The following is a 19,317-nucleotide window of genomic DNA, read 5'->3' as shown; positions in this document are numbered from 1 at the left end:
CGCTCGCAGACGACGCCGGTTTGGCCACCTACTCTGGAAACGGGAGTTGCCCGCGCCGCGTGCGCGGACGCCCCGCCCGCACGAAATCAGTAAGGAATCGGGAGTTCTCCATGAAGGCTGTCTACATCTCAGAGCCCGGCGGTCCGGAGGTCCTGGAGGTCCGCGAGGTCCCGGCACCCGTTCCCGGCCAGGGCGAGGTGCTGATCGATGTGGTTGCTGCCGGGCTCAACCGGGCGGACGTCCAGCAGCGCATGGGGTTCTATCCGCCGCCCCCGGGCGCCTCGGAAATTCCCGGACTCGAAGTCTCCGGGCGAATCGCGGGCTTCGGCCCCGGTGTCACCAAGCCCTTCTCCGTCGGGGACAAAGTCGTCGCGCTGCTGGCCGGCGGGGGCTACGCCGAGCAGGTGGCCGTTCCGGCCGGGCAGGTCCTGAGGATTCCCGACGGCGTGGACCTGGTCACCGCCGCGTCGCTGCCGGAAGTCGCGGCCACGGTCTATTCCAACCTTGTCATGACGGCCCAGCTGCAGGCCGGGGAAACGGTGCTCATCCACGGGGCCACCGGCGGCATCGGCACCATGGCCATCCAGCTGGCGAAGGCCCTCGGCGCTCGGGTGGCGACCACCGCGGGCACCGCGGAGAAAGTCGGCACCGCGAAAGCCTTCCTCGGTGCCGACATTGCCATCAATTACGCCGAGGAGCACTTCCCCGAGAGCCTCCGTGCCCAGAACGGCGGGAAGGGCGCCGACGTCATTCTCGACGTCGTGGGCGCCAAGTACCTCGGACAGAACGTGGACGCCCTGGCGGAATATGGCCGGCTCGTCGTCATCGGGCTGCAGGGCGGCACGAAGGGCGAACTGGACCTCGGACAGCTGCTGCGGAAACGGGCGGCCATCATCGCCACCTCGCTCCGTCCCCGCCCGGTGGAGGAAAAGACGGTCATCATGAACGCGGTCCGCGACGTCGTGTGGCCGCTGCTCGCCGACGGCCGGATCCGGCCGCTCGTGGCGAAGACCTTTCCCCTCGACCAGGTCCAGGCAGCCCACCGGTACTTCGACTCCGGTGAGCACGTGGGCAAGGTCCTGCTCGTCACCTAGCCCCCTGTGACGGACAGCATACGCGGATTGGCATATGCGAAGTGGCTGTCCCGGGTAAACGACGATAATGTAATTCCATACGCGGTATACACGCGTCTTGGGGCGCGTGTATGCTGTCGTCCTGCTACCGTCGGGAGCACCATGTCTATCCGCCACAGCCTTCTCGCGCTGCTGCAGGACCGGCCGCGCTACGGGTATCAGCTCAGGACCGAGTTCGAGGATCGCACCGGCTCCTCCTGGCCCCTCAACATCGGGCAGGTTTACACCACCCTCGACCGCCTCGAACGTGATGGACTCGTCCAAAAAGACGGCGCAGACGGTGAAGGCCACATCATCTACAGCATTACCCCGGCAGGCCTCGCGGAGGTCCGGGACTGGTTCCACGCTCCCGTGGGCCGCACCAGTCCGCCGCGCAATGAACTCGCCATCAAGCTCGCCCTCGCGCTGACGCTGCCCGCCGTCGACGTCGGCGGACTCATCCAGGCACAGCGCGCCGTCTCCATCCGGGCGCTGCAGGAGTACACCAAGTCCCGGCGCGAGGCCGTGGCGCATCCTCGCCCCGCGGACACGGCCAGGCTGCTGGTCCTCGACTCGCTGATCTTCCAGACCGAGGCGGAGGTCCGCTGGCTGGACCTCTGCGAAGCCCGCCTCATGCAGCTGGCCGGGCCGGCCTGACAAGCACCCCCGTTGTGACGCCGTTCACCGCGGACTCTGCACCGCTTGGCGAGCCGCCGGGCGTCCCGGCCCCGGGTCCATGTCCATTCGGATGCCGCGTTGATAGGGTGCCATGGGGCAGATCTGACTGCTGATCTGTCAGATGGGGTTTCTCAAGGAGGAGACATGGGCACAATGCCAGATGGCGGGCCAAACACCGCACGAGTCGACGACGGCATCACGCCGGTTCCGGGCCTTCCGGCCACGGCCGTCGACGAATCCGTCCGCGAAGCGGAAGAGCGCAAATGGACACCGGCGAAAATCGCGCTCTGGGCGGCGATCGCACTGCTGGGCGGCGTCGCCTGGTTCATGCTTGCGATCGTCCGCGGTGAGACGGTCAACGCGATCTGGTTCGTGTTCGCCTCGGTCTGCACATACCTGATCGGCTACCGCTTCTATTCCAAGGTCATCGAGCGGTACATCACCAAGCCGAACGACCGCCGCGCTACCCCTGCCGAATACAAGGCGGACGGCAAGGACTACGTCCGGACCGACCGCAACGTGCTGTTCGGCCACCACTTCGCCGCCATCGCAGGCGCCGGCCCGCTCGTCGGCCCGGTCATCGCGGCCCAGATGGGCTACCTGCCCGGCACCATCTGGATCATCATCGGCGTCGTCCTCGCCGGCGCCGTCCAGGACTACCTGGTGCTCTTCTTCTCCATGCGCCGCGGCGGACGGTCGCTCGGCCAGATGGCGCGCGAGGAACTCGGCGTAATCGGCGGCACCGCCGCCCTCGTCGCCACCCTGCTGATCATGGTGATCATCGTGGCCATCCTGGCCCTCGTCGTCGTCAACGCCCTCGGCGAAAGCCCCTGGGGTGTGTTCTCCGTCGGCATGACGATCCCGATCGCCCTCTTCATGGGCGTCTACCTGCGCTACCTCCGCCCCGGCAAGGTCATGGAAGTCTCGCTCATCGGCTTCGTGCTGCTGATGGCCGCCATCATCGGCGGCGGCGCCGTGGCCGGCACCGAGTGGGGTGCCGCGTTCTTCCACCTGGACAAGGTCACCATCGCCTGGGGCCTGATCATCTACGGCTTCATCGCCGCGATCCTGCCCGTGTGGCTGCTGCTGGCACCGCGCGACTACCTCTCCACATTCATGAAGATCGGCGTGATCGTGATGCTGGCCCTGGCCATCATCGTGGTGCGGCCCGAAATCACGGTCCCGGCGTTCAGTGAGTTCGCCTCGCGCGACAACGGCCCGGTCTTCTCCGGGGCCGTGTTCCCGTTCCTGTTCGTGACCATCGCCTGCGGCGCCCTCTCCGGCTTCCACGCCCTGATTTCCTCCGGCACGACGCCGAAGCTCATCGAAAAGGAACGCCAGACCCGCCTGATCGGCTACGGCGGCATGCTGATGGAATCCTTCGTCGCCATCATGGCGCTCGTGGCGGCGATCTCGATCGACCGCGGTATCTACTTCGCCATGAACGCCCCGGTCGCCCTGACCGGCGGCACCGTCGAATCGGCCGCGCAGTGGGTCAACAGCCTGGGCCTGGCCGGAGTCAACATGACCCCGGATGTACTCGCCCAGACCGCCAAGGACGTCGGCGAGCAAAGCATCATCTCCCGCTCCGGCGGCGCTCCCACGCTCGCCGTGGGCCTGGCGCACATCATGCAGCAGTTCATCGGCGGCACCGCGATGATGGCCTTCTGGTACCACTTCGCCATCATGTTCGAGGCGCTCTTCATCCTCACGGCGGTCGACGCCGGCACCCGCGTCGCGCGGTTCATGCTGCAGGACTCGATCGGCAACTTCGTGCCGAAGTTCAAGGACCACTCCTGGCGGCCGGGGGCCTGGCTCGCCACTGCGGTGATGGTCGCCGCGTGGGGCCTGGTGCTGCTGATGGGCGTCACCGACCCGCTGGGCGGCATCAACACGCTGTTCCCGCTGTTCGGCATCGCCAACCAGCTGCTGGCGGCCATTGCCCTGTCGGTGGTGCTCGCCATCGTTGCCAAGCGCGGCACCTTCAAGTACCTCTGGATCGTGGCGCTGCCGCTGGCCTTCGCGTCCGTCGTCACCATCACCGCGAGCTTCTACAAGATTTTCTCGCCGGTCCCCGCCGTCGGGTACTTCGCCAACAACGCGGCGTTCGCCAAGGCACTGGCCGACGGAAAGACCTCCTTCGGCACGGCCAAGACGCAGGCCGCCATGGAAGCCGTCGTCCGCAACACGATGATCCAGGGCTGGCTTTCGATCATCTTCGTGGTGCTGAGCATCATCGTCATCATCACGGCCCTGATCGCGACGGCAAAGGCCTTCCGCAATGCCTCCGCCGGCATCGCCAACGTCGAATACGAGGACCCGGCCCAGCCGTCCCGCGTGTTCGCGCCGGCCGGGCTGTTCCCGACCGCGGCCGAGCGGGAGCTGGACGCGGAGTGGAAGAAGCTGCCCGCAGACCAGCGGCTCGAACACGCCGCACGGCACTGACGGTTGCTGCCATGAATGCACTCGTAGCGGGATTCCGGGGCTTTGCTGAGTACTTCAGCGGTGTCCTCGGTGCCGATGCCTACAAGAAGTACCTGGAGCACCATGAGGCCTCCGTCCACGACGGTCCGCCGATGTGTGAACGGGACTTCTGGCGCGACCACACGGACCGCCAGGACAGCAATCCGCAAGGCCGTTGCTGCTGACACCGCTGTCGCAATCCGGAAGGCGCCGTCGGGAACACCCGTTCCCGACGGCGCCTTCCGCCGTTTACGGGATACGACGCCGGGGACTGAGCAGGCGCATAACCGCGCACTGCGTAGGCGCTTCGCCGGGGTACGGCACGGGGCGTCATCCACCCCTGCCCTTCGCTGCCGCGCGTGAGAGTATGAAGCCATGAGCGATCCGATCGACACTCAGTCCGGGGACGACACTCCGGTGGAGGGCATCACCACGTCCGCCCCGCCGCAGGACGCACCCGACACCGAAACGGCGGCCACGGGCCCGGCCCAGGGCCCCTCGGATTCCCGCGGGTCGGGCGTGCGCAACCGGGCCAGCCACCTGCAGGACCTGGTGGACGAACCCGCCAAGGTCATGCGGATCGGCACCATGTTGAAGCAGCTGCTCGACGAGGTGAAGTCCGCCCCGCTGGACGACGCGGCGCGGATCCGGCTGGCAGAAATCCACGAACGCTCGATCAAGGAACTGGAAGACGGGCTCGCGCCCGAGCTGGTGCAGGAACTCGAGCGGATCCATCTGCCGTTCCCCGAGGACGGCACCCCTTCCGACGCGGAATTGCGCATCGCCCAGGCCCAGCTGGTCGGTTGGCTGGAGGGACTCTTCCACGGCATCCAGACCGCGATCGCGGCCCAGCATGCCGCCCGGGAGCACGCGGCCGCGCAGCTGCAACTCCGCCAGCTGCCGCCCGGCACCATGATCGCGCCCGGCGTCATCATCGGGGAAAACGGCGAACCGCAGCGCGCCGCCGAGCCTCAGCCCGGCGCGGATCCCACGCAGCCGGCCCGACCCGCCGACCCGGACCACGGTCCAGGCCAGTACCTCTAGGCCACCGTTGGGTTTCTTTAGCGCGGCACGGCAGGGACGCAAGGACGACGCCGAACTCGGCAAGGGCCTGTGGCGGCGCGCCCACGACCGGTTTGTCCGGGGACTGGACCGGTACCACCAGGTCCTCGAAGGCGTCGAGGATGAGGCCCTCTACGCGGAGCTGGTCGAGATCGCCAACGAACTGTCCGCCCTGGCCGGGCGGGTCCGGCAGATCTGCGTGGAGGCTCAACGCCGCTCGCCCAGCGACGGCCTCGACATCCCTGGAGCCCTGGCCGGCGTGCACCGTTCCCTGTCCACGGCCGGCAACTCGCTGGCCATGACCGCGGAAGCAGCGGCGATGCTGCGCCTCGCCGTCGGGCCGGTCCCGGTCGGTGCGGCGTCCGTGCGCCGCCGCGCGGAGTCCGTCGTGGAACACATCGACGACGCCGAACGGCGGCTCGCGGACGCAGCAACGCAAGGCTGATGTTGCGCCCACATCGCGGCGGGTGACCGGGTCGAAACACCGGGTGCTAAGGATATTCCGGGTTAAGCGCCTAGCTTAGCGGCGTCAAAACACTGGCCTGAGGGGCAGCCGCTTGGCAGGATGGACGAATGACTTCTTCACCCGAACTGACATTCAATGACGGCAACACCATCCCGCAGCTCGGCTACGGCGTGTGGCAAGTTGAGGACGACATCGCCGAGAAGGTCGTCGTCCAGGCGTTCGAGGCCGGCTACCGGCACATCGACACCGCCAAGATCTACGGAAATGAAGCCGGGGTAGGCCGCGCGATCCAGCGTTCGGGCCTGAAGCCGGAGGAAATCTTCATCACCACCAAGCTGTGGAACGCGGACCAGGGCTACGAGTCCACCCTGAAGGCGTTCGAGGAATCCATGGAACGCCTTGGCCTCGAGACCCTGGACCTCTACCTTATCCACTGGATGCAGCCCAAGCAGGACAAGTACGTTGACACCTGGAAGGCGCTCATCGAGCTGCAGAAGCAGGGCCGCGTGAAGACCATCGGAGTCTCCAACTTCACCAAGGAGGGGCTGCAGCGCCTGATCGACGAAACCGGCGTGGTTCCGGCGATCCACCAGATCGAGCTGCACCCGTTCTTCAACCAGGCGGAGCTGCGTGAATTCAACGCATCCAAGGGCATTCTCACCGAGGCATGGTCGCCGCTGGGCCAGGGCGGCGAGCTGCTGGAAAGCCCGGTCATCGCCCAGATCGCGGCCAAGCACAACGCCACGCCGGCGCAGGTGGTCATCGCCTGGCACCTCGCGATCGGCAACGTCGTGATCCCCAAGTCCGTCACCGAATCGCGGATCCGCGAGAACTACGCGGCCCTGGACGTCACCCTCGACGAGACGGACGTGCAGGCCATCAACGGTCTGGACCGCTCCGCAGAGGGCGCCGGCCGCATCGGTGCAGACCCGGCGGTCTCCGACTTCGCCTAGCCATCCCGGTAAGTTAGGGGTTCCTCCCAGGAGGTAAGAAGTGAGCGGTCCAGGGCTATTGGCCCTGGACCGCTCTTTTCGTCGGTCTTCTTTGCACCGCTACAGGTGGTTTTCGCGCAGTCAGGCGCCGGGACTGCAGGGGGCGACGTCGAAGGCCCCGTCCGGAGCGTCGGCGAAGGCGCGGATCTTTGCGATAAGTGCCCGCGTGGCGGAATCCTTTTCAAGCTGGGCGTAGACCGGGGCCGCCGCAGCTTCGAATGCTGCGATCTGCTCGTCCGTGGCTGCGACGATCGTGCCGCCGCTTCGGCAGTAGGCTGCCGCCTCGTCGGCGGTGTGGACCATGGAGCTCGTTACTGCTTCCCGGGTCTTCGCGGCCGCCTCCATCAGGATCCGCCGGTCGTCTGCGGCCAGGTGCGAATAGGTCTTGGTGTTAATGGCCAGCGAGTTGACCTTTACGTACAGCGGCAGATTCCCCGTGGTTGTGCTGGGCCGTGGAAAGGTTCCGGCCCTGGTGAAGGATGACTCGGCGGCCTTAACCGTGCCTTTGTTCAGCGCGTCGGTGAAAAGTTCCCCCGCCAGTGACTGCGGCCTGGCTCCCAAGGCCTTCAGGGTCGCGTATCCCGTGCTGGAACCGGGGGCGCGGACAACTTTTCCGGACAGGTCCGCCGGTGCCGTTACGGGTCCGTCGAAGGAAAAGAGCATCCGCGGTCGGTCGGGCAGCAGGGCGAGCCCGGTGAGTCCGATCGGCCTCAGCCCTGCCATCATGCTGCCGGCGATCTCCGGCGCGACGATCTTCGCCACCACCTGGTCCGAGGCCCGGAGGAAAGGCGCCGAGAGTGCCGTGAAGGACAGGACACCCTCCGACTCCCAGGTCCGGGTGGGGACCAGCGCCATGTCGAAGTCGCCGCCTTCGGTGGATTGGGCCACGGCCTGGTCCCATGCGCCTGCTTCGTCGGCGGCCGCCCTGAGCACGAGTTCGATCCGGATCGACCCGCCGGAGAGTTCCTTCACCTGGCTGGCGAATTCCCGGACTTGCGCTGCGGAATGACCGTCGGGACCGCCAGCGGTGGCCAGGGTCAGGACCATCGCGTCAGCGGACTGCTGATCAGCCTGCGAAAGTCCGCTGGCCCCGCATCCGGCCGCCGTCAGGACTAGGGCTGCCGCCGCCATGATCGCCGCACCACGCATCCGTGCTTGCATGCTGGCCTCTTTTCGGGTCCAAGGCGAAGCTCCCAACGTAGCTGACACCAGAAGAGGAAGCCTCCACTCCGAAAGTTACTCCTTCGGGACGTCCGCCAACAGGCCATACGGACGGACTTCCGGGCTCCCTGACGAGCCAGGACCTTCGCACGAGGTCCGAGGTTGCCCTCCCGTCTACGCTGCGGCCCGGCCCTGACGCGGCAGCACGGCGTCGATGACCGCCCAGCCGTGTTCGTCCTGGATGCGCCGGCTGGCAAAGCGCTCGGCCGCAGCGGCGTCGTCGAACGCTTCGGTGCGGATCCGGCCGCACTCGGTGTCCAGGTAGGTGACTTCCCAATGCTCTGCCGCGGACGGGGCTGCTGCCTGCCGGGCTGCCGTGAACTCCTGATGCTGGAAATCCTGATGCTGTTCCATGATTTAAGTCTGCAACCGCCCTCTGACAGTAAGTGGTCATCCGCCCGGCGTGTTGCCCAGCCGCAGCACCCGTTCCCGGGCCAGGTCCTCCCGGCGGCGGTCTTTCTCCGCCGTCCGGGCTGCCTGCTGCGCGGCAGCCGAGGCCAGTTCGAGCCGCTTTCGGGCCTGCCGCAGCCCGGCCTCGGCACGCGCCAGCTGTTCCCTGAGCCCGGCAGCCTCCTCCGTCAGTGCAGCCGCAGCGTCCGTCGCGTCCTCTAGTTCCCCGGATGCGCGTTCTGCTTCGGCGGCGCTGGAAAGGGCGGCGTCGGTGGCTTGCCGGAGGGCGGCCTGGGCGCGCTCCCTGGCCGAGGGGCTGGGCGCCGGCCGTTCCTGCCGGACGGCCCGCAGGCGCGGCTGGCCGGTTGCCGGAGGCGTGCCCGGAGCCGGGGACGCAGCGTTCTCTGGGGGAGCGGCCGGTGGCCTTGCCCCGGTCGCATCCGGGACGGCGACGGCGCCGTCGAGGTCAACGACGTCGACGCCGTCGGCGGAGAGCATCCGGAGCAGCCGCCCGCTCCGGACGGCGGCAGCGGCGCCCTCGTCAGCCGTGGCCGCACGCAGGGTCTGTTCCACTTCCGCCGCGACGGTGCCGCCGATTTTCCGCCCCTGTTGCTCCGCCACGTCGCGGGCTGCGTCGACCGCGCCGGCCAGCATGGTCCGCCGTTCGCGGGAGAGGCTGCGGAGCGTTGCCGCGTCGAGGGAGGCCTGGGCCCGGCGCATTGCGAGTCCCAGCTCGGCCAGGTCACGGAGTGTTTCCGGCCGCCGCCAGGCGAGCATGTTGACGGCCCAGGCGCTCACCGAGGGTTTGGGCAGGGAGCGCACCTCCGCCGCGCGGGAGCGTAGCTCCGGCGTCGCGGGCGTTGCGGAGAGCAGTTCCTTGGCCGCGGCTTTGCGGCCTGCGACAAAGTCGTCGAACGGCATCCCATAGAGCTGCGCCGCAATGTCCGCGAGCTCACGTTTTGCCATGCAAGAATCATAGAAGCTCCGGCCCCCACGCCGGGGGCGCGCAGCACACGTCCACCGTAGGAGATTCCACGTGATTGAAATAGGCGGCCTCCCGGCCCACATCCTTCTGGTCCACGCCGTCGTTGTGCTTGGCCCGATCGCCGGCCTCGCCGCCATCGCCTACGCTGCCGTAACCCGCTGGCGGCGGTACCTGGCCTGGCCGCTGGGTGTTCTCTCGCTGGGGCTGGTTCCGGTCGCGCTCATCACCGCGCAGGCGGGGGAGCAGCTGCAGAAGGCCCGTCCATCGACGGAATTGGTCCGGGAACATGCCGAACAAGGTGACGTGCTGAAGGTGGTGTCGATCATCTTCTTCGTGATCGTCGCGGCGATGATTATCGTGAGCTTCGAACCGATCGGCCGGCGCTTCGCCTTCCTCGGCGGCCTGCGCGAAAACCGGGTCCTGCGGACCGTCTTGCTGGTTGCAGGAGCCTTGGCCGGCGCCTTCTTCCTGTACCAGAGCATTATCACCGGGCACTCCGGCGCCGCGTCCGTGTGGGCACGCTGACGGTGGACTGACCATTGCGAGGGGCGCGCCCGGGCCTCAGGCCCGGCGCGCCCTTCGCACTGTCATGAGCAGCAGCACCAGGGCAGCCGCCTGCAGCGCGGCGACCGCTGCGATCAGCGCGGGCCACGCCCCGTAGAGGGCGCCATAGAGCGCGCCGCCGGCCAGCGCGCCGGCTCCCTCGAAAGCCGCGAAGACCCCGTACGCCGATCCCTGCCGCGGCTCCGGCACGAGGTCCGCCACGAGCGCCTTGACCGTCGAGTCCTGGATCCCGGTGGCGGCGCCCCAGCTGGCCACGCCAGCCACCACCAGGGCCACGCCGGTGGAGAAGGCCAGTACGGGCACGGCCGCAATCAGCACCGGTAGCGCCAGCAATACGGCCGGGCCCGCGCGGTCGTAGAGGAAGCCGCTCCCCAGCGCGCCGAGTGCCGCCGCGCCCATGGCCGCGGCGTAGAGCAGCGGCACCACGGGCGCCGGAACCGCCACAGCAGCGGTCAAATGGTAGGAAATCACGCCGAAAGCCACCAGACCCGCACTCCAGAAGAAAGCGCACACCGCGAACAGCAGGAAAACGCCGGTGAACAACGACGGCGGTTTGCCCGCCGTTCCAGGCGGCGCCGGAGTGCCGCCGGGCTCCGCGACGCGGCGGCGCAACCAGAGCAACAGCGCGAGCGCCACCACAGCGGGAACAGCCAGGACCGCAAAAGCGGCCGAGATGAGGCCGGTGGCCGCCAGCACGGCCGCCACGATCAGCGGACCGAGGAGCGCGCCGGTGAGATCCAGGGACTTGTGCACGGCGAAGCCGCGGCCGCGCCCCACCCGCTTGGCCACTGAGGCGAGCAGCACGGTCTTTGCCGGGCTCCGCACGGCCTTGCCCACCCGGTCCCCGATGATCAGCGCCGACGCCAGGACCAGCCCGGCGGCACCCGCGGCCGGGGCGACGGCCAGCAGCGGCACGCAGAGCGCCGTCAGGGCGTAGCCCGCCAGCGTGAAGGTCCAGTACCGGCGGGTGCGGTCCGCCCAGGGCCCAAAGACCAAGCGCAGGCCCTGCGCCGCTGCCTCGGCCCCGCCGGTGACAAGCCCTACGATGAGCGCGGAGGCGCCGAGCTGCGCCAGCAGCGGTCCGGCGAGCGGGCGGGCGCCGTCGGAGACGACGTCGGTCGCCAGGCTGACCAGCCCGAAGCCCACCACCGTGCCCCACGGCCGGCGGCCGCCTGCCCGTGATGCAGTGGGGGACGCGGCCGGTGCCGGTCCCGGTGCTGCCATCCCGGGTCCGGTCGGCGTCGCGGCGGGGTCCGGCCCGGGAGGGGCGGGCACCTCGCGCTCAGGCCGGTCCATTTCCCAAGGGTCGCGGACGGGGGCGTGAATGACAAGAGCAGCCGGGGTCCGGGCCGTGCATGCCGCGGCCGCAGCCCCGGGCACTATTGGACCAAACGCGGGCACGCCGGCCGCTACGTGCCCGGCGTGCCCGTGTCGAAGTCCCCCCGGACCCGGACCCGGACCCGCATCCCGGGCCGGACCGCGTGGGCGGAAAGCAAAGAACCCCTGGAAATCAATGATTTCCAGGGGTTCTTTGCTTCGAACTTCCGAGCTTCCTATCAGAATCGAACTGATGACCTTCTCATTACGAGTGAGACGCTCTACCGACTGAGCTAAGGAAGCAACCGCGTGAAACCCCGGCGAACCGGGCGGATCATGCAAGAGACAACTGTAATGGAGTCCCCGCGCCCGGGTCAAAATGAGCCGCGAGGGTGCCGTGGACCGGTCAGCAGACGGTGTTGTCCGCCGGTGTCTTGCCGTCCACGAGGTACCCGTCCACGGCCTTCTCAACGCAGCTGTTGGAACGGCCGTAGGCGGTGTGGCCCTCGCCCTTCCAGGTCAGCAGCGAGGCGGTGCCCAGTTGCTTGCGCAGGGCGACGGCCCATTCGTACGGTGTGGCGGGGTCGCCGGTGGTGCCCACGACCAGGATGTCGGCCGTGCCCTTGTACTGGGCCGGAGCCGGGGTGCGGAGGCTCTTGTAGGGCCAGTCCTTGCAGCTCGTGCCGCCGTACGCAAAGTAGTAGCCCAGAGTGGGGGAGAGTTGGCGGAGCCGCTTCTCCTCGGTCCGCATCGCCGCCGTGCCGGTTTCCATCGAGTAGTCGAGGCAGTTGATGGCATTGAAGGCGAACGCGGAGTTTGCCGAGTAGGTGCCGTTCGGCTCGCGGTCCGCGCCGAAGTCGGACAGCCGGAGCATCGGGGACAGATCGCCCTTCATCGCGCTGTCCAGGGCCTGGGTCAGCACGGGCCAGTTGTCGTCGTTGTAGAACGGCAGGATGAAGCCGCTGACGAACATGGACGCGTTGACCAGCCGGCCGTCCTTGGCGGGCTGCGGGTTGGCTTCCACGGCCGCGATGAGGTCCTGGATCTGCCGGACGGCCTCGTCCGGGGTTCCGCTCAACGGGCAGCCGCTGTTTTGGAGGCAACTGGTGGCATAGGCGTGGATGGCCTTCTCGAAAGCCTTCGCCTGGCCTGCGGTCAGCTCCTCATTGCTCAGGGAGGGGTCCAGGGCGCCGTCCAGGACCATCCGGCCCACGTTGTCCGGGAAAAGCGAGGCGTAGGTCGAGCCGAGGAAGGTGCCGTACGAGTAGCCCAGGTAGTTCAGCTTGGTGTCGTTCAGGACGCCGCGGAGGACGTCGAGGTCCTTGGCGGCGCTGACGGTGTCGACGTGGCCCAGGACCGGCCCGGTCTTCTCGGCACACTTGGCGGCGATGGCTTTGTTGTCCGCGAAGGCTTCGGCCAGTCCTGCGTCGGTGTCCAGCTTGTAGATCTTGGCGCGGTTGGCGTCGCGTTCCCGGTCGGTGAGGCAGGTGACCGGAGCGGAGCGCTTCACCCCGCGCGGATCGAAGCCGACGACGTCGTAATTCGAGCGCACCTTCTCGGAAATGTTCGTAGAGCCGGCGTCCCTGACGAAGTCGTAGCCGGAACCGCCGGGACCGCCCGGGTTAACCAGCAGGCTGCCCTTCTTGTTGCCGCCCTTCGATGCAAGTTTGATGACGGCAAGTTCGATCGTGTCGCCGTCGGGCTTGCTGTAGTCCAGCGGAACCTTGACCTTGGCGCACTGGAAGTCCCCCTCGCAGGCCGACCATTTGAGCTGCTGGGAGTAGAAGCTCCGCAGCTCGGCCGGGGCGGCTGCGGCGATCGAAGGGTCGGCCGTTGCGGAGGAGCTCTTTGGGCCGCCGTCGCCGGAGCCGAAAAGCGTGCAGGAAGACAGCACCAGGGACAGCACCAGGCCCAGCGCCAAGGCGCCGGCAGCCCGCACCCCGAGCCCCAAGGTTCGGCTGCCTGCCGGGGGTGGTGGTGCTGACGTCATGCTGTTCTCCTTGGGGATGTGGAACTGGGCGGATCGAAGCGGGTGGAGCGTTGCTGACGGGTCAGATCAGGCTGGCGGCCATGGACTCGATGGCCAGCAGCGGGGCCACATTGGTCGTCGTGATCCGTTTGCGGGCCTTGTTGATGGCATCCATCCGGGCAAGCGTCACCTCGGCCATTGAGCGTCCGGCGAATTCCTGCAGCTCGCTCCTCAGCTCAACGTTGACCAGTTCCACGGCGTTCCCCATCTGGATGATCAGCACATCCCGGTAAAAGGACAGCAGGTCGGTCAGGGTACGGTCAAGCGAGTCGGTGACGGAGCGCTTGGCACGCCGCTTCTGGTCGTCCTCGAGCTGCTTGACCTGCCCGCGCATGGCCGGCGGGAGCGGCCCGCTTTCGGGTGCCCCCAGCGTGGCGAGCAGCGCTGCCTTTTCGGCGGCGTCGCGCTCGTCGTTGGAGCTGTTGGCTTCCTCCGTGGCGATCTTGACGAGCTTGTCAGCCATCATCACGGCCGCGGTGATGCCCCGCAGGTGCAGCGGGAACCGTACGGTCTCCAGCCGGCGTTCGCGGGCCTCCGGGTCCTTCGCCAGCCTGCGGGCGATTCCCACGTGGCTTTGCGCGGCGCGGGCGGCGCGTTCGGCAACCTCCGGTTCGACGCCGTCGCGCTTGACCAGGAGGGCCGCAACGTCGGCCGCCGGCGGGAGCCGCAGCGCCACCGGGCGGCAACGGGAACGGATGGTCACGAGCACATCCGCGGGAGACGGCGCGCACAGCATCCAGATGGTGCGCGGGGTGGGTTCCTCGATGGCCTTGAGCAGCACGTTGGTGGTGCGCTCCGCCATCCGGTCCGCGTCTTCGACGACGATGATGCGCCAGCGGGCGGAGGAGGGACGGTTGCCCGCGGTCGAGACCAGTTCGCGGGCCTCGTCGATCGTGATGGTGACCTTCTCGGTGCGCACGAACGTGACATCGGAGTGCGTCTCGCCAACGATGGTCTGGCACGCAGGGCATTCGCCGCAGCCGCGCTTCGTGATGTCTTCCTGGTCGCAGTTCAGTGCCGCGGCAAAGGCCTTCGCGGCGTTGGACCGGCCGGATCCCGGCGGGCCGGTGAACAGCCAGGCGTGCGTGAGACCGTCGCCCTCCGCGGCCTGGCGCAGTTGGGCGACGACGGCCGGCTGGCCCTGGAGGTCGTCCCAGACGCTCATGCCGAGCTGCTTTGACGGAGCGAGAGCAGCGTCTCGACCCGTTCGAGGATCCGGGCAGCCAGCTCCGACACGGGCAGGTGCGCCGCGAGAACCAGGTATTTTTCCGGCCGGGCCGCCGCCAGCGCCAGGAAAGCGGCGCGGATCCTGGCGTGGAAGTCGTCGGCCTCGGATTCGAGCCGGTCCTCCGCGGCGTCGCCGGCGGTCCGGCGCCGGCGCCCGTCGGCAGGGTCGACGTCAAGCAACACCGTCAGGTCCGGCTGCAGGCCGGAGGTGGCCCAGTCATTGATCTCACGCACCGCATCCGTGCCGAGGTGCCGGCCCGCGCCCTGGTAGGCGACCGAGGAGTCGATGTACCGGTCGGTGAGGACCACCTCGCCCCGCTCCAGCGCCGGACGGATGACCTGCGCGGCGTGCGCGGCGCGGGACGCTGCAAAGATCAGGGCCTCGGTATGGGCGTCGATGTGCCCGTGGCCATGATCCAGCACCAGGGACCGAAGCTTCTCGCCGATCGGCGTGCCGCCCGGTTCCCGCGTCCGCAGCACCGTCAGCCCGCGGGACTCGAGTGCTCCGGCGAGCTCCGCGGCCTGGGTGGACTTGCCGGCACCGTCGCCGCCCTCAAAGGCAATGAACAGTCCGGGGAAAGGTCCGGGAGTCTGGGTAGTCACTGCTCTAGCCTACCGACAATCACCGACACCATGGCGGCCAGCGCGTAACGCCTTACGGGCCCGGCACGGCTCCGAAGTACCCTGTCACCATGAGTCTCTCCGAAGAACAGGCAGCCTCGCTCTCGGCCGAAACCGTGGTGGTGGCCGCAGGCCGTCCTCCGCGCGAACGCGACGCCCCGGTCAACCCGCCGATCGTGCTGTCCTCGACCTATTTCGGCACCGGTCCCTTGGGCCCCGGCGACCGCGGCTACGGCCGGTATTCCAACCCCAGCTGGGACCCCTTCGAACAGGCCCTGGCGCAGCTGGAAGGCGCCACGCTGCCGGGCCTGCTGTACGCCTCCGGCCTCGCCGCCGTAAGTTCCGCGCTGTCCCTGGTTCCGGCGCAGGGGGTGCTGGTAATGCCGTCCCACAGTTACGCCGGTTCGCTCGTGATGGCGACGGAACTGGCGCAGAAGGGTGCGCTGGAGCTGCGCACCGTGGACATTGCGGACACCGACGCCGTGCTGGAACAGCTGGCGCCCGCCGGCGGAACGCCTGCCAGCATGCTGTGGCTGGAGAGCCCCACCAACCCGATGCTCGGCGTCGCGGACATCCGTGCGCTCACCGCTGCAGCGCACGCGGCCGGCGCCCTCGTCGTTACCGACAACACCTTCTCCACCCCGCTCGTGCAGCAGCCGCTCAGCCTCGGCTCCGACGTCGTCCTGCACTCGGTCACCAAGTACCTCTCCGGCCATTCCGACGTCGTGCTGGGCGCCCTCGTGACCTCCGACGCCGAGCTCCACGCCAGGCTGCTGCACCACCGAACCATCCACGGCGGCATCGCCGGGCCGTTCGAGGCATGGCTGGCGCTGCGGGGGCTGCGCACCCTGGCCCTGCGGATTGAGCGCTCGCAGGCCTCCGCGGCGGTGCTCGCGGAGCGGCTGAGCCGGCACCCGCAGGTCGGCAGCATCCGGTACCCGGGCCTGCCCTCGGACCCCGGCCACGAACGGGCCAAGGCGCAGATGAAGGGCTTCGGGTCCGTGCTGTGCATCGAAATGGCCCCGGGGGACGGCCCCGACGGCGGGTTCAGCGGCGCGGAGGCGGCCGACCGGATGATCCGGGCCCTGCAGTTGTGGCTGCCGGCCACCTCGCTGGGCGGGGTGGAATCCCTGATCGAGCGCCGCCGCCGGCACACGGCGGAACCGGAGAGCGTACCGGAGAACCTGGTCCGGCTGAGTGTCGGAATTGAAAACGTCGAGGACCTGTGGGCCGATTTGCAGCAGGCTTTGGCAACACTGGACGGCTAGGCTGGGGGCATGGACGGAAGAACGCTGATTGAAATTGCCGATAGAGGGATCTACTTCCTGCTGGCGCTCGTAGCCCTGGGGCTTGAGGTGTGGGCGTTCTTCGATTGCCTGCGGCACAAGGCCAACGCCTTCGAGGCGGTGTCCAAGCGGACAAAGACGTTCTGGCTCGCCCTGACCGGGGGTGCCCTCTTCATCGGCCTGCTGTCCATTGTCGGCGGCGGCGGCGGGTTCTTCGGCCCGCTGGGGCTCTTCGGCCTCGCGGCCGTGACGGCCGCATCCGTCTACCTCGCCGATGTCCGTCCCGCGGTGAAGGATGCCGGCCGCGGCGGCAGCCGCAACATGGGGCCCTACGGCCCCTGGTGACCTGCCTGCTGTAGTCCGTCAGGCGCCACGGCTTCCCAGTCCACGGTCAGCTCACCCAGGCGCCACCGTGCCGGGCCGTCCTGCACTGGCCAGCCGCCGTCGCGCAGTGCACGGCACATTGCCGTCCAGCGCTGCCGGTTCCCAAACGAGGCCAGCGGCGCCGCCTCAAGCCAGGCCTTGTCCAGCGCCTGCAGGTAGGAATGGATTTTCTCGCCGGGCACGTTCCGGTGGATAAGCGCTTTCGGCAGCCGTTCGGCGATATCCGAGGGCAGCTCGAAGCCGCCGAAGCGCATGGACAGCCCCAGGCTCAGCGGCCGCACGTCGTCGAGCGCCACCCAGGTAACCCGGCGTCCGATCTCGTCACAGGTGCCGTCGATGAACAGGCCGCCGGGGGCCAGCCGGTCCTGCACCAGCCGCCAGATGGCGGGCACATCCGCCTCCTCGTACTGCCGCAGGACATTGAAGGCCCGCACCAGCACCGGCCGGCCCGGAACCGGGAGTTCGAAGCCGCCCAGCTGGAAGCTGAGCCCGGGACGCTCCAGCGCCTTGGCCTGCCGGACCCGCTCCGGCTCAATCTCAATTCCGACTACGCGCACGTCGGCGCGGATGGCGGAGAGGCGTTCAAAGAGTTCGACGGCGGTGGCCGGGGACGCGCCGTAGCCGAGGTCGACGACGAGCGGATCGTTCGCGCCGCGCAAGCGCCAGGCCTGCGGCCCGGTGAGCCAGCGGTCGACCCGCCGCATCCGGTTCGGGTTGGTGGTTCCGCGGGTCACGTTGCCCACGGGCCGGCCAGACCGGGTGCCGCCACCCGTCCCGCCCCGGGTCCCGGGTGACACCACCCGCTCAGCTTTCTGCACCACACGCCAACCCTATCGTCCAACGCGGGGTCAGATACGGTCCATGCCGGGCCCGGGGATGGGCCGTAGCTGACCCCGCGTCGCGGTAGCAGCCGTGGGTGTAACGCTCGGCACGGCCCGGGACCGCTCGGCTAGGATGAAAAGCATGACTTACAAGCTGATTCTGCTGCGCCACGGCCACAGCGAATGGAACGCCAAGAACCTGTTCACCGGCTGGGTGGACGTCGACCTGAACGACCAGGGCCGTGCCGAGGCGGTACGCGGCGGCGAGCTGCTGGTGGAGAACAACATCCTCCCGGACATCCTCTACACCTCGCGCCTGAAGCGGGCCATCAACACCGCAAACCTCGCGCTGGAGAAGGCGGACCGCGGCTGGATCGACGTCAAGCGCGACTGGCGCCTCAACGAGCGCCACTACGGGGCGCTGCAGGGCAAGGACAAGGCCCAGACCCTGGCCGAATACGGCGAGGAGCAGTTCATGACCTGGCGCCGTTCCTACGACACCCCGCCGCCGCCTCTCGCGGACGACTCGGAGTTCTCCCAGGTGGGGGATCCGCGCTACAAGGATCTCGGCGACGCGGTGCCGCGGACCGAATGCCTCAAGGACGTCCTGGTCCGGCTGCTGCCCTACTGGGAATCGGACATCAAGGAAGACCTCAAGGCCGGCAAGACCGTGCTGGTCACCGCCCACGGCAACTCCCTGCGCGCGCTGGTCAAGCACCTTGACGGCATCAGCGACGAGGACATCGCCGGGCTGAACATCCCCACCGGCATCCCGCTCGTCTACGAACTGGACGAGAACTTCAAGCCGCTGAATCCGGGCGGCACCTACCTCGACCCCGAGGCCGCCGCCGAATCCATCAAGGCAGTGGCAAACCAGGGCAAGAAGTAACGCCTTTCGCACCCCGGATACGACGACGGCGGCCGGTCACCTCCAAGGTGACCGGCCGCCGTCGTACCCGCTGCTTTGGGGACGGCTGGGCCGTCAGCTGTGCTCGATGCTGTTCGGGTGCCACGCGCCGGTGACCAGGTAGGTGACCTTCTGCGCGACGGAAACGCCGTGGTCCGCGAAGCGCTCGAAGTAGCGGCTGGCCAGGGCGACGTCCACGGTGGTGGCCGCGGATTCCGCCCAATCGCTGCGCGCGATCGCCTTGAAGACGCTCAGGTGCAGGTCGTTGACGGCGCTGTTGGCCTTGAGGATGTCACGGGCCACCTCGAGGTCGCGGGTCTCCAGCAGCACGGTGAGCTTCTGCGCGATTTCCAGGTCGTGCTTGGCGAAGCTCTTGAAAGTCTCCTGCAGCTGCTGCGGGACCACGTTCGCCGGGTAGCGGAGCCGGGCGAGCTGGGCGATGTGCCGGGCGAGGTCGCCCATCCGCTCCAGCGAGGCGCTCATCCGGAGCGAACCCACGATCATGCGCAGGTCGCTGGCCACCGGGCCTTGCAGGGCGAGGATGTCGATGGCACGCTCGTCGAGGCTGTTCTGCAGGAAATCGATCCGGGCGTCGGCCGCGATGACGTCCTCGGCGAGGTCGATGTCAGCGCCCTCGAAGGCTGTTGTGGCCTTCTCAAAGGCCTCGCTGACGAGCTTCGAAATTTCGACGAGCTGCTCACCGACCTGGGCGAGCTCTTCCTGAAAAACCTTACGCACGGGTGCGTCCTTTCCTCGGAAACATTGCCGGGCACCTCGGCGCCCGGCCGTTTC

General features: G+C 68.4%; 20 protein-coding genes and 1 tRNA gene. 11 read left to right on the top strand and 10 right to left on the bottom strand.

The features are described 5' to 3' along the window. The first annotated feature begins 110 nt into the window (after positions 1 to 110). From AC1DBL_RS08075 to AC1DBL_RS08045, 7 genes are all read left to right on the top strand, one after another. Positions 111 to 1,094: an NAD(P)H-quinone oxidoreductase gene (locus AC1DBL_RS08075; RefSeq protein WP_476925867.1), complete on the top strand. Its 984-nt coding sequence runs from the start codon at positions 111 to 113 to the stop codon at positions 1,092 to 1,094. 141 nt (positions 1,095 to 1,235) lie between these two features. Beyond that, positions 1,236 to 1,769: a PadR family transcriptional regulator gene (locus tag AC1DBL_RS08070; RefSeq protein WP_476925866.1), complete on the top strand. Its 534-nt coding sequence runs from the start codon at positions 1,236 to 1,238 to the stop codon at positions 1,767 to 1,769. Positions 1,770 to 1,943: 174 nt separating this feature from the next. Continuing rightward, positions 1,944 to 4,235, top strand: coding sequence for a carbon starvation CstA family protein (locus tag AC1DBL_RS08065; protein ID WP_476893029.1), 2,292 nt, complete (start codon positions 1,944 to 1,946; stop codon positions 4,233 to 4,235). Positions 4,236 to 4,246: 11 nt separating this feature from the next. Further along, positions 4,247 to 4,438 (top strand): YbdD/YjiX family protein, encoded by a 192-nt coding sequence (locus AC1DBL_RS08060; RefSeq protein ID WP_476925865.1) that lies wholly within the window; start codon positions 4,247 to 4,249, stop codon positions 4,436 to 4,438. Between the two features lie 190 nt (positions 4,439 to 4,628). Next, complete coding sequence (locus tag AC1DBL_RS08055) at positions 4,629 to 5,297, top strand: bacterial proteasome activator family protein (RefSeq protein WP_476925864.1); 669 nt, start codon at positions 4,629 to 4,631, stop codon at positions 5,295 to 5,297. 7 nt (positions 5,298 to 5,304) lie between these two features. After that, positions 5,305 to 5,760 carry a hypothetical protein gene (locus tag AC1DBL_RS08050; RefSeq protein ID WP_441419029.1) on the top strand — a complete coding sequence of 152 codons (456 nt, stop codon included), beginning with the start codon at positions 5,305 to 5,307 and terminating at the stop codon, positions 5,758 to 5,760. Between the two features lie 128 nt (positions 5,761 to 5,888). Further along, positions 5,889 to 6,734, top strand: a complete 846-nt coding sequence (locus AC1DBL_RS08045) for an aldo/keto reductase (protein WP_441419030.1) — start codon at positions 5,889 to 5,891, stop codon at positions 6,732 to 6,734. Between the two features lie 120 nt (positions 6,735 to 6,854). On the opposite strand, the gene AC1DBL_RS08040 is transcribed toward AC1DBL_RS08045, so the two are convergent. From AC1DBL_RS08040 to AC1DBL_RS08030, 3 genes are all read right to left on the bottom strand, one after another. After that, positions 6,855 to 7,934 (bottom strand): TRAP transporter substrate-binding protein, encoded by a 1,080-nt coding sequence (locus AC1DBL_RS08040; protein WP_476925863.1) that lies wholly within the window; start codon positions 7,932 to 7,934, stop codon positions 6,855 to 6,857. Between the two features lie 174 nt (positions 7,935 to 8,108). Continuing rightward, a complete protein-coding gene (locus AC1DBL_RS08035) occupies positions 8,109 to 8,348 on the bottom strand; it encodes a hypothetical protein (protein WP_441419032.1) in 240 nt (79 codons plus the stop codon). Positions 8,349 to 8,384: 36 nt separating this feature from the next. After that, on the bottom strand, positions 8,385 to 9,350 hold the full coding sequence (locus AC1DBL_RS08030) for a hypothetical protein (RefSeq protein ID WP_476925862.1): 966 nt from the start codon (positions 9,348 to 9,350) through the stop codon (positions 8,385 to 8,387). 70 nt (positions 9,351 to 9,420) lie between these two features. On the opposite strand from AC1DBL_RS08030, the gene AC1DBL_RS08025 reads away from it, so the two are divergent. Then, positions 9,421 to 9,894 (top strand): hypothetical protein, encoded by a 474-nt coding sequence (locus AC1DBL_RS08025; RefSeq protein ID WP_441419034.1) that lies wholly within the window; start codon positions 9,421 to 9,423, stop codon positions 9,892 to 9,894. A gap of 36 nt (positions 9,895 to 9,930) precedes the next feature. Here the strand turns inward: AC1DBL_RS08025 and AC1DBL_RS08020 are convergent, their stop codons facing one another. The 5 genes from AC1DBL_RS08020 to tmk form a co-directional block, all read right to left on the bottom strand. Continuing rightward, positions 9,931 to 11,229, bottom strand: coding sequence for an MFS transporter (locus AC1DBL_RS08020; protein WP_441419035.1), 1,299 nt, complete (start codon positions 11,227 to 11,229; stop codon positions 9,931 to 9,933). Between the two features lie 251 nt (positions 11,230 to 11,480). Then, positions 11,481 to 11,553 (bottom strand) — tRNA-Thr (locus AC1DBL_RS08015). 103 nt (positions 11,554 to 11,656) lie between these two features. Continuing rightward, positions 11,657 to 13,240 carry an alpha/beta hydrolase gene (locus tag AC1DBL_RS08010; RefSeq protein ID WP_441419036.1) on the bottom strand — a complete coding sequence of 528 codons (1,584 nt, stop codon included), beginning with the start codon at positions 13,238 to 13,240 and terminating at the stop codon, positions 11,657 to 11,659. Positions 13,241 to 13,301: 61 nt separating this feature from the next. Continuing rightward, complete coding sequence (locus AC1DBL_RS08005; RefSeq protein ID WP_476925861.1) at positions 13,302 to 14,444, bottom strand: DNA polymerase III subunit delta'; 1,143 nt, start codon at positions 14,442 to 14,444, stop codon at positions 13,302 to 13,304. Continuing rightward, complete coding sequence (gene tmk / locus AC1DBL_RS08000) at positions 14,441 to 15,109, bottom strand: dTMP kinase (RefSeq protein ID WP_441419038.1); 669 nt, start codon at positions 15,107 to 15,109, stop codon at positions 14,441 to 14,443. Before tmk ends, AC1DBL_RS08005 begins: the two co-directional genes overlap by 4 nt. Positions 15,110 to 15,198: 89 nt before the next feature. On the opposite strand from tmk, the gene AC1DBL_RS07995 reads away from it, so the two are divergent. Both AC1DBL_RS07995 and AC1DBL_RS07990 read left to right on the top strand, forming a co-directional pair. Continuing rightward, positions 15,199 to 16,395, top strand: coding sequence for a trans-sulfuration enzyme family protein (locus tag AC1DBL_RS07995; protein WP_441419039.1), 1,197 nt, complete (start codon positions 15,199 to 15,201; stop codon positions 16,393 to 16,395). Positions 16,396 to 16,404: 9 nt separating this feature from the next. Next, a complete protein-coding gene (locus AC1DBL_RS07990; protein ID WP_441419040.1) occupies positions 16,405 to 16,758 on the top strand; it encodes a DUF2516 family protein in 354 nt (117 codons plus the stop codon). Here the strand turns inward: AC1DBL_RS07990 and AC1DBL_RS07985 are convergent. Further along, positions 16,743 to 17,618 (bottom strand): class I SAM-dependent methyltransferase, encoded by an 876-nt coding sequence (locus tag AC1DBL_RS07985; RefSeq protein WP_476909049.1) that lies wholly within the window; start codon positions 17,616 to 17,618, stop codon positions 16,743 to 16,745. The two genes, AC1DBL_RS07990 and AC1DBL_RS07985, sit on opposite strands and share 16 nt — an antisense overlap. A 142-nt stretch (positions 17,619 to 17,760) precedes the next feature. On the opposite strand from AC1DBL_RS07985, the gene AC1DBL_RS07980 reads away from it, so the two are divergent. Next, entirely contained in the window at positions 17,761 to 18,507 is a 747-nt protein-coding gene (locus AC1DBL_RS07980; protein WP_175324031.1) for a phosphoglyceromutase, read from the top strand. 93 nt (positions 18,508 to 18,600) lie between these two features. Here AC1DBL_RS07980 and phoU read toward each other — a convergent pair whose 3' ends face one another. Then, the gene (phoU, locus tag AC1DBL_RS07975) at positions 18,601 to 19,263 is read right to left on the bottom strand and encodes a phosphate signaling complex protein PhoU (RefSeq protein WP_441419042.1); all 663 of its coding nucleotides are present in this window, start codon (positions 19,261 to 19,263) and stop codon (positions 18,601 to 18,603) included. Between the last annotated feature and the right edge of the window lie 54 nt (positions 19,264 to 19,317).

Source organism: Arthrobacter sp. 10T44, from assembly GCF_056393885.1.
The sequence above is the reverse complement of the archived record's forward strand: the minus strand, read 5'-3'. Positions and strand labels throughout refer to the sequence as shown.

Excerpts from the sequence above, each read along its gene's own strand:
- AC1DBL_RS08070 (WP_476925866.1), top strand. The coding sequence starts at position 1,236 with ATGTCTATCCGCCACAGCCTTCTCGCGCTGCTGCAGGACCGGCCGCGC.
- AC1DBL_RS08010 (WP_441419036.1), bottom strand. The coding sequence starts at position 13,240 with ATGACGTCAGCACCACCACCCCCGGCAGGCAGCCGAACCTTGGGGCTC.
- AC1DBL_RS08030 (WP_476925862.1), bottom strand. The coding sequence starts at position 9,350 with ATGGCAAAACGTGAGCTCGCGGACATTGCGGCGCAGCTCTATGGGATG.
- AC1DBL_RS08035 (WP_441419032.1), bottom strand. The coding sequence starts at position 8,348 with ATGGAACAGCATCAGGATTTCCAGCATCAGGAGTTCACGGCAGCCCGG.
- AC1DBL_RS08045 (WP_441419030.1), top strand. The coding sequence starts at position 5,889 with ATGACTTCTTCACCCGAACTGACATTCAATGACGGCAACACCATCCCG.
- AC1DBL_RS08040 (WP_476925863.1), bottom strand. The coding sequence starts at position 7,934 with ATGCAAGCACGGATGCGTGGTGCGGCGATCATGGCGGCGGCAGCCCTA.
- AC1DBL_RS08060 (WP_476925865.1), top strand. The coding sequence starts at position 4,247 with ATGAATGCACTCGTAGCGGGATTCCGGGGCTTTGCTGAGTACTTCAGC.
- AC1DBL_RS08005 (WP_476925861.1), bottom strand. The coding sequence starts at position 14,444 with ATGAGCGTCTGGGACGACCTCCAGGGCCAGCCGGCCGTCGTCGCCCAA.
- AC1DBL_RS08055 (WP_476925864.1), top strand. The coding sequence starts at position 4,629 with ATGAGCGATCCGATCGACACTCAGTCCGGGGACGACACTCCGGTGGAG.
- AC1DBL_RS07995 (WP_441419039.1), top strand. The coding sequence starts at position 15,199 with ATGAGTCTCTCCGAAGAACAGGCAGCCTCGCTCTCGGCCGAAACCGTG.
- AC1DBL_RS07980 (WP_175324031.1), top strand. The coding sequence starts at position 17,761 with ATGACTTACAAGCTGATTCTGCTGCGCCACGGCCACAGCGAATGGAAC.
- AC1DBL_RS08020 (WP_441419035.1), bottom strand. The coding sequence starts at position 11,229 with ATGGACCGGCCTGAGCGCGAGGTGCCCGCCCCTCCCGGGCCGGACCCC.
- AC1DBL_RS08065 (WP_476893029.1), top strand. The coding sequence starts at position 1,944 with ATGCCAGATGGCGGGCCAAACACCGCACGAGTCGACGACGGCATCACG.
- AC1DBL_RS07990 (WP_441419040.1), top strand. The coding sequence starts at position 16,405 with ATGGACGGAAGAACGCTGATTGAAATTGCCGATAGAGGGATCTACTTC.
- AC1DBL_RS08075 (WP_476925867.1), top strand. The coding sequence starts at position 111 with ATGAAGGCTGTCTACATCTCAGAGCCCGGCGGTCCGGAGGTCCTGGAG.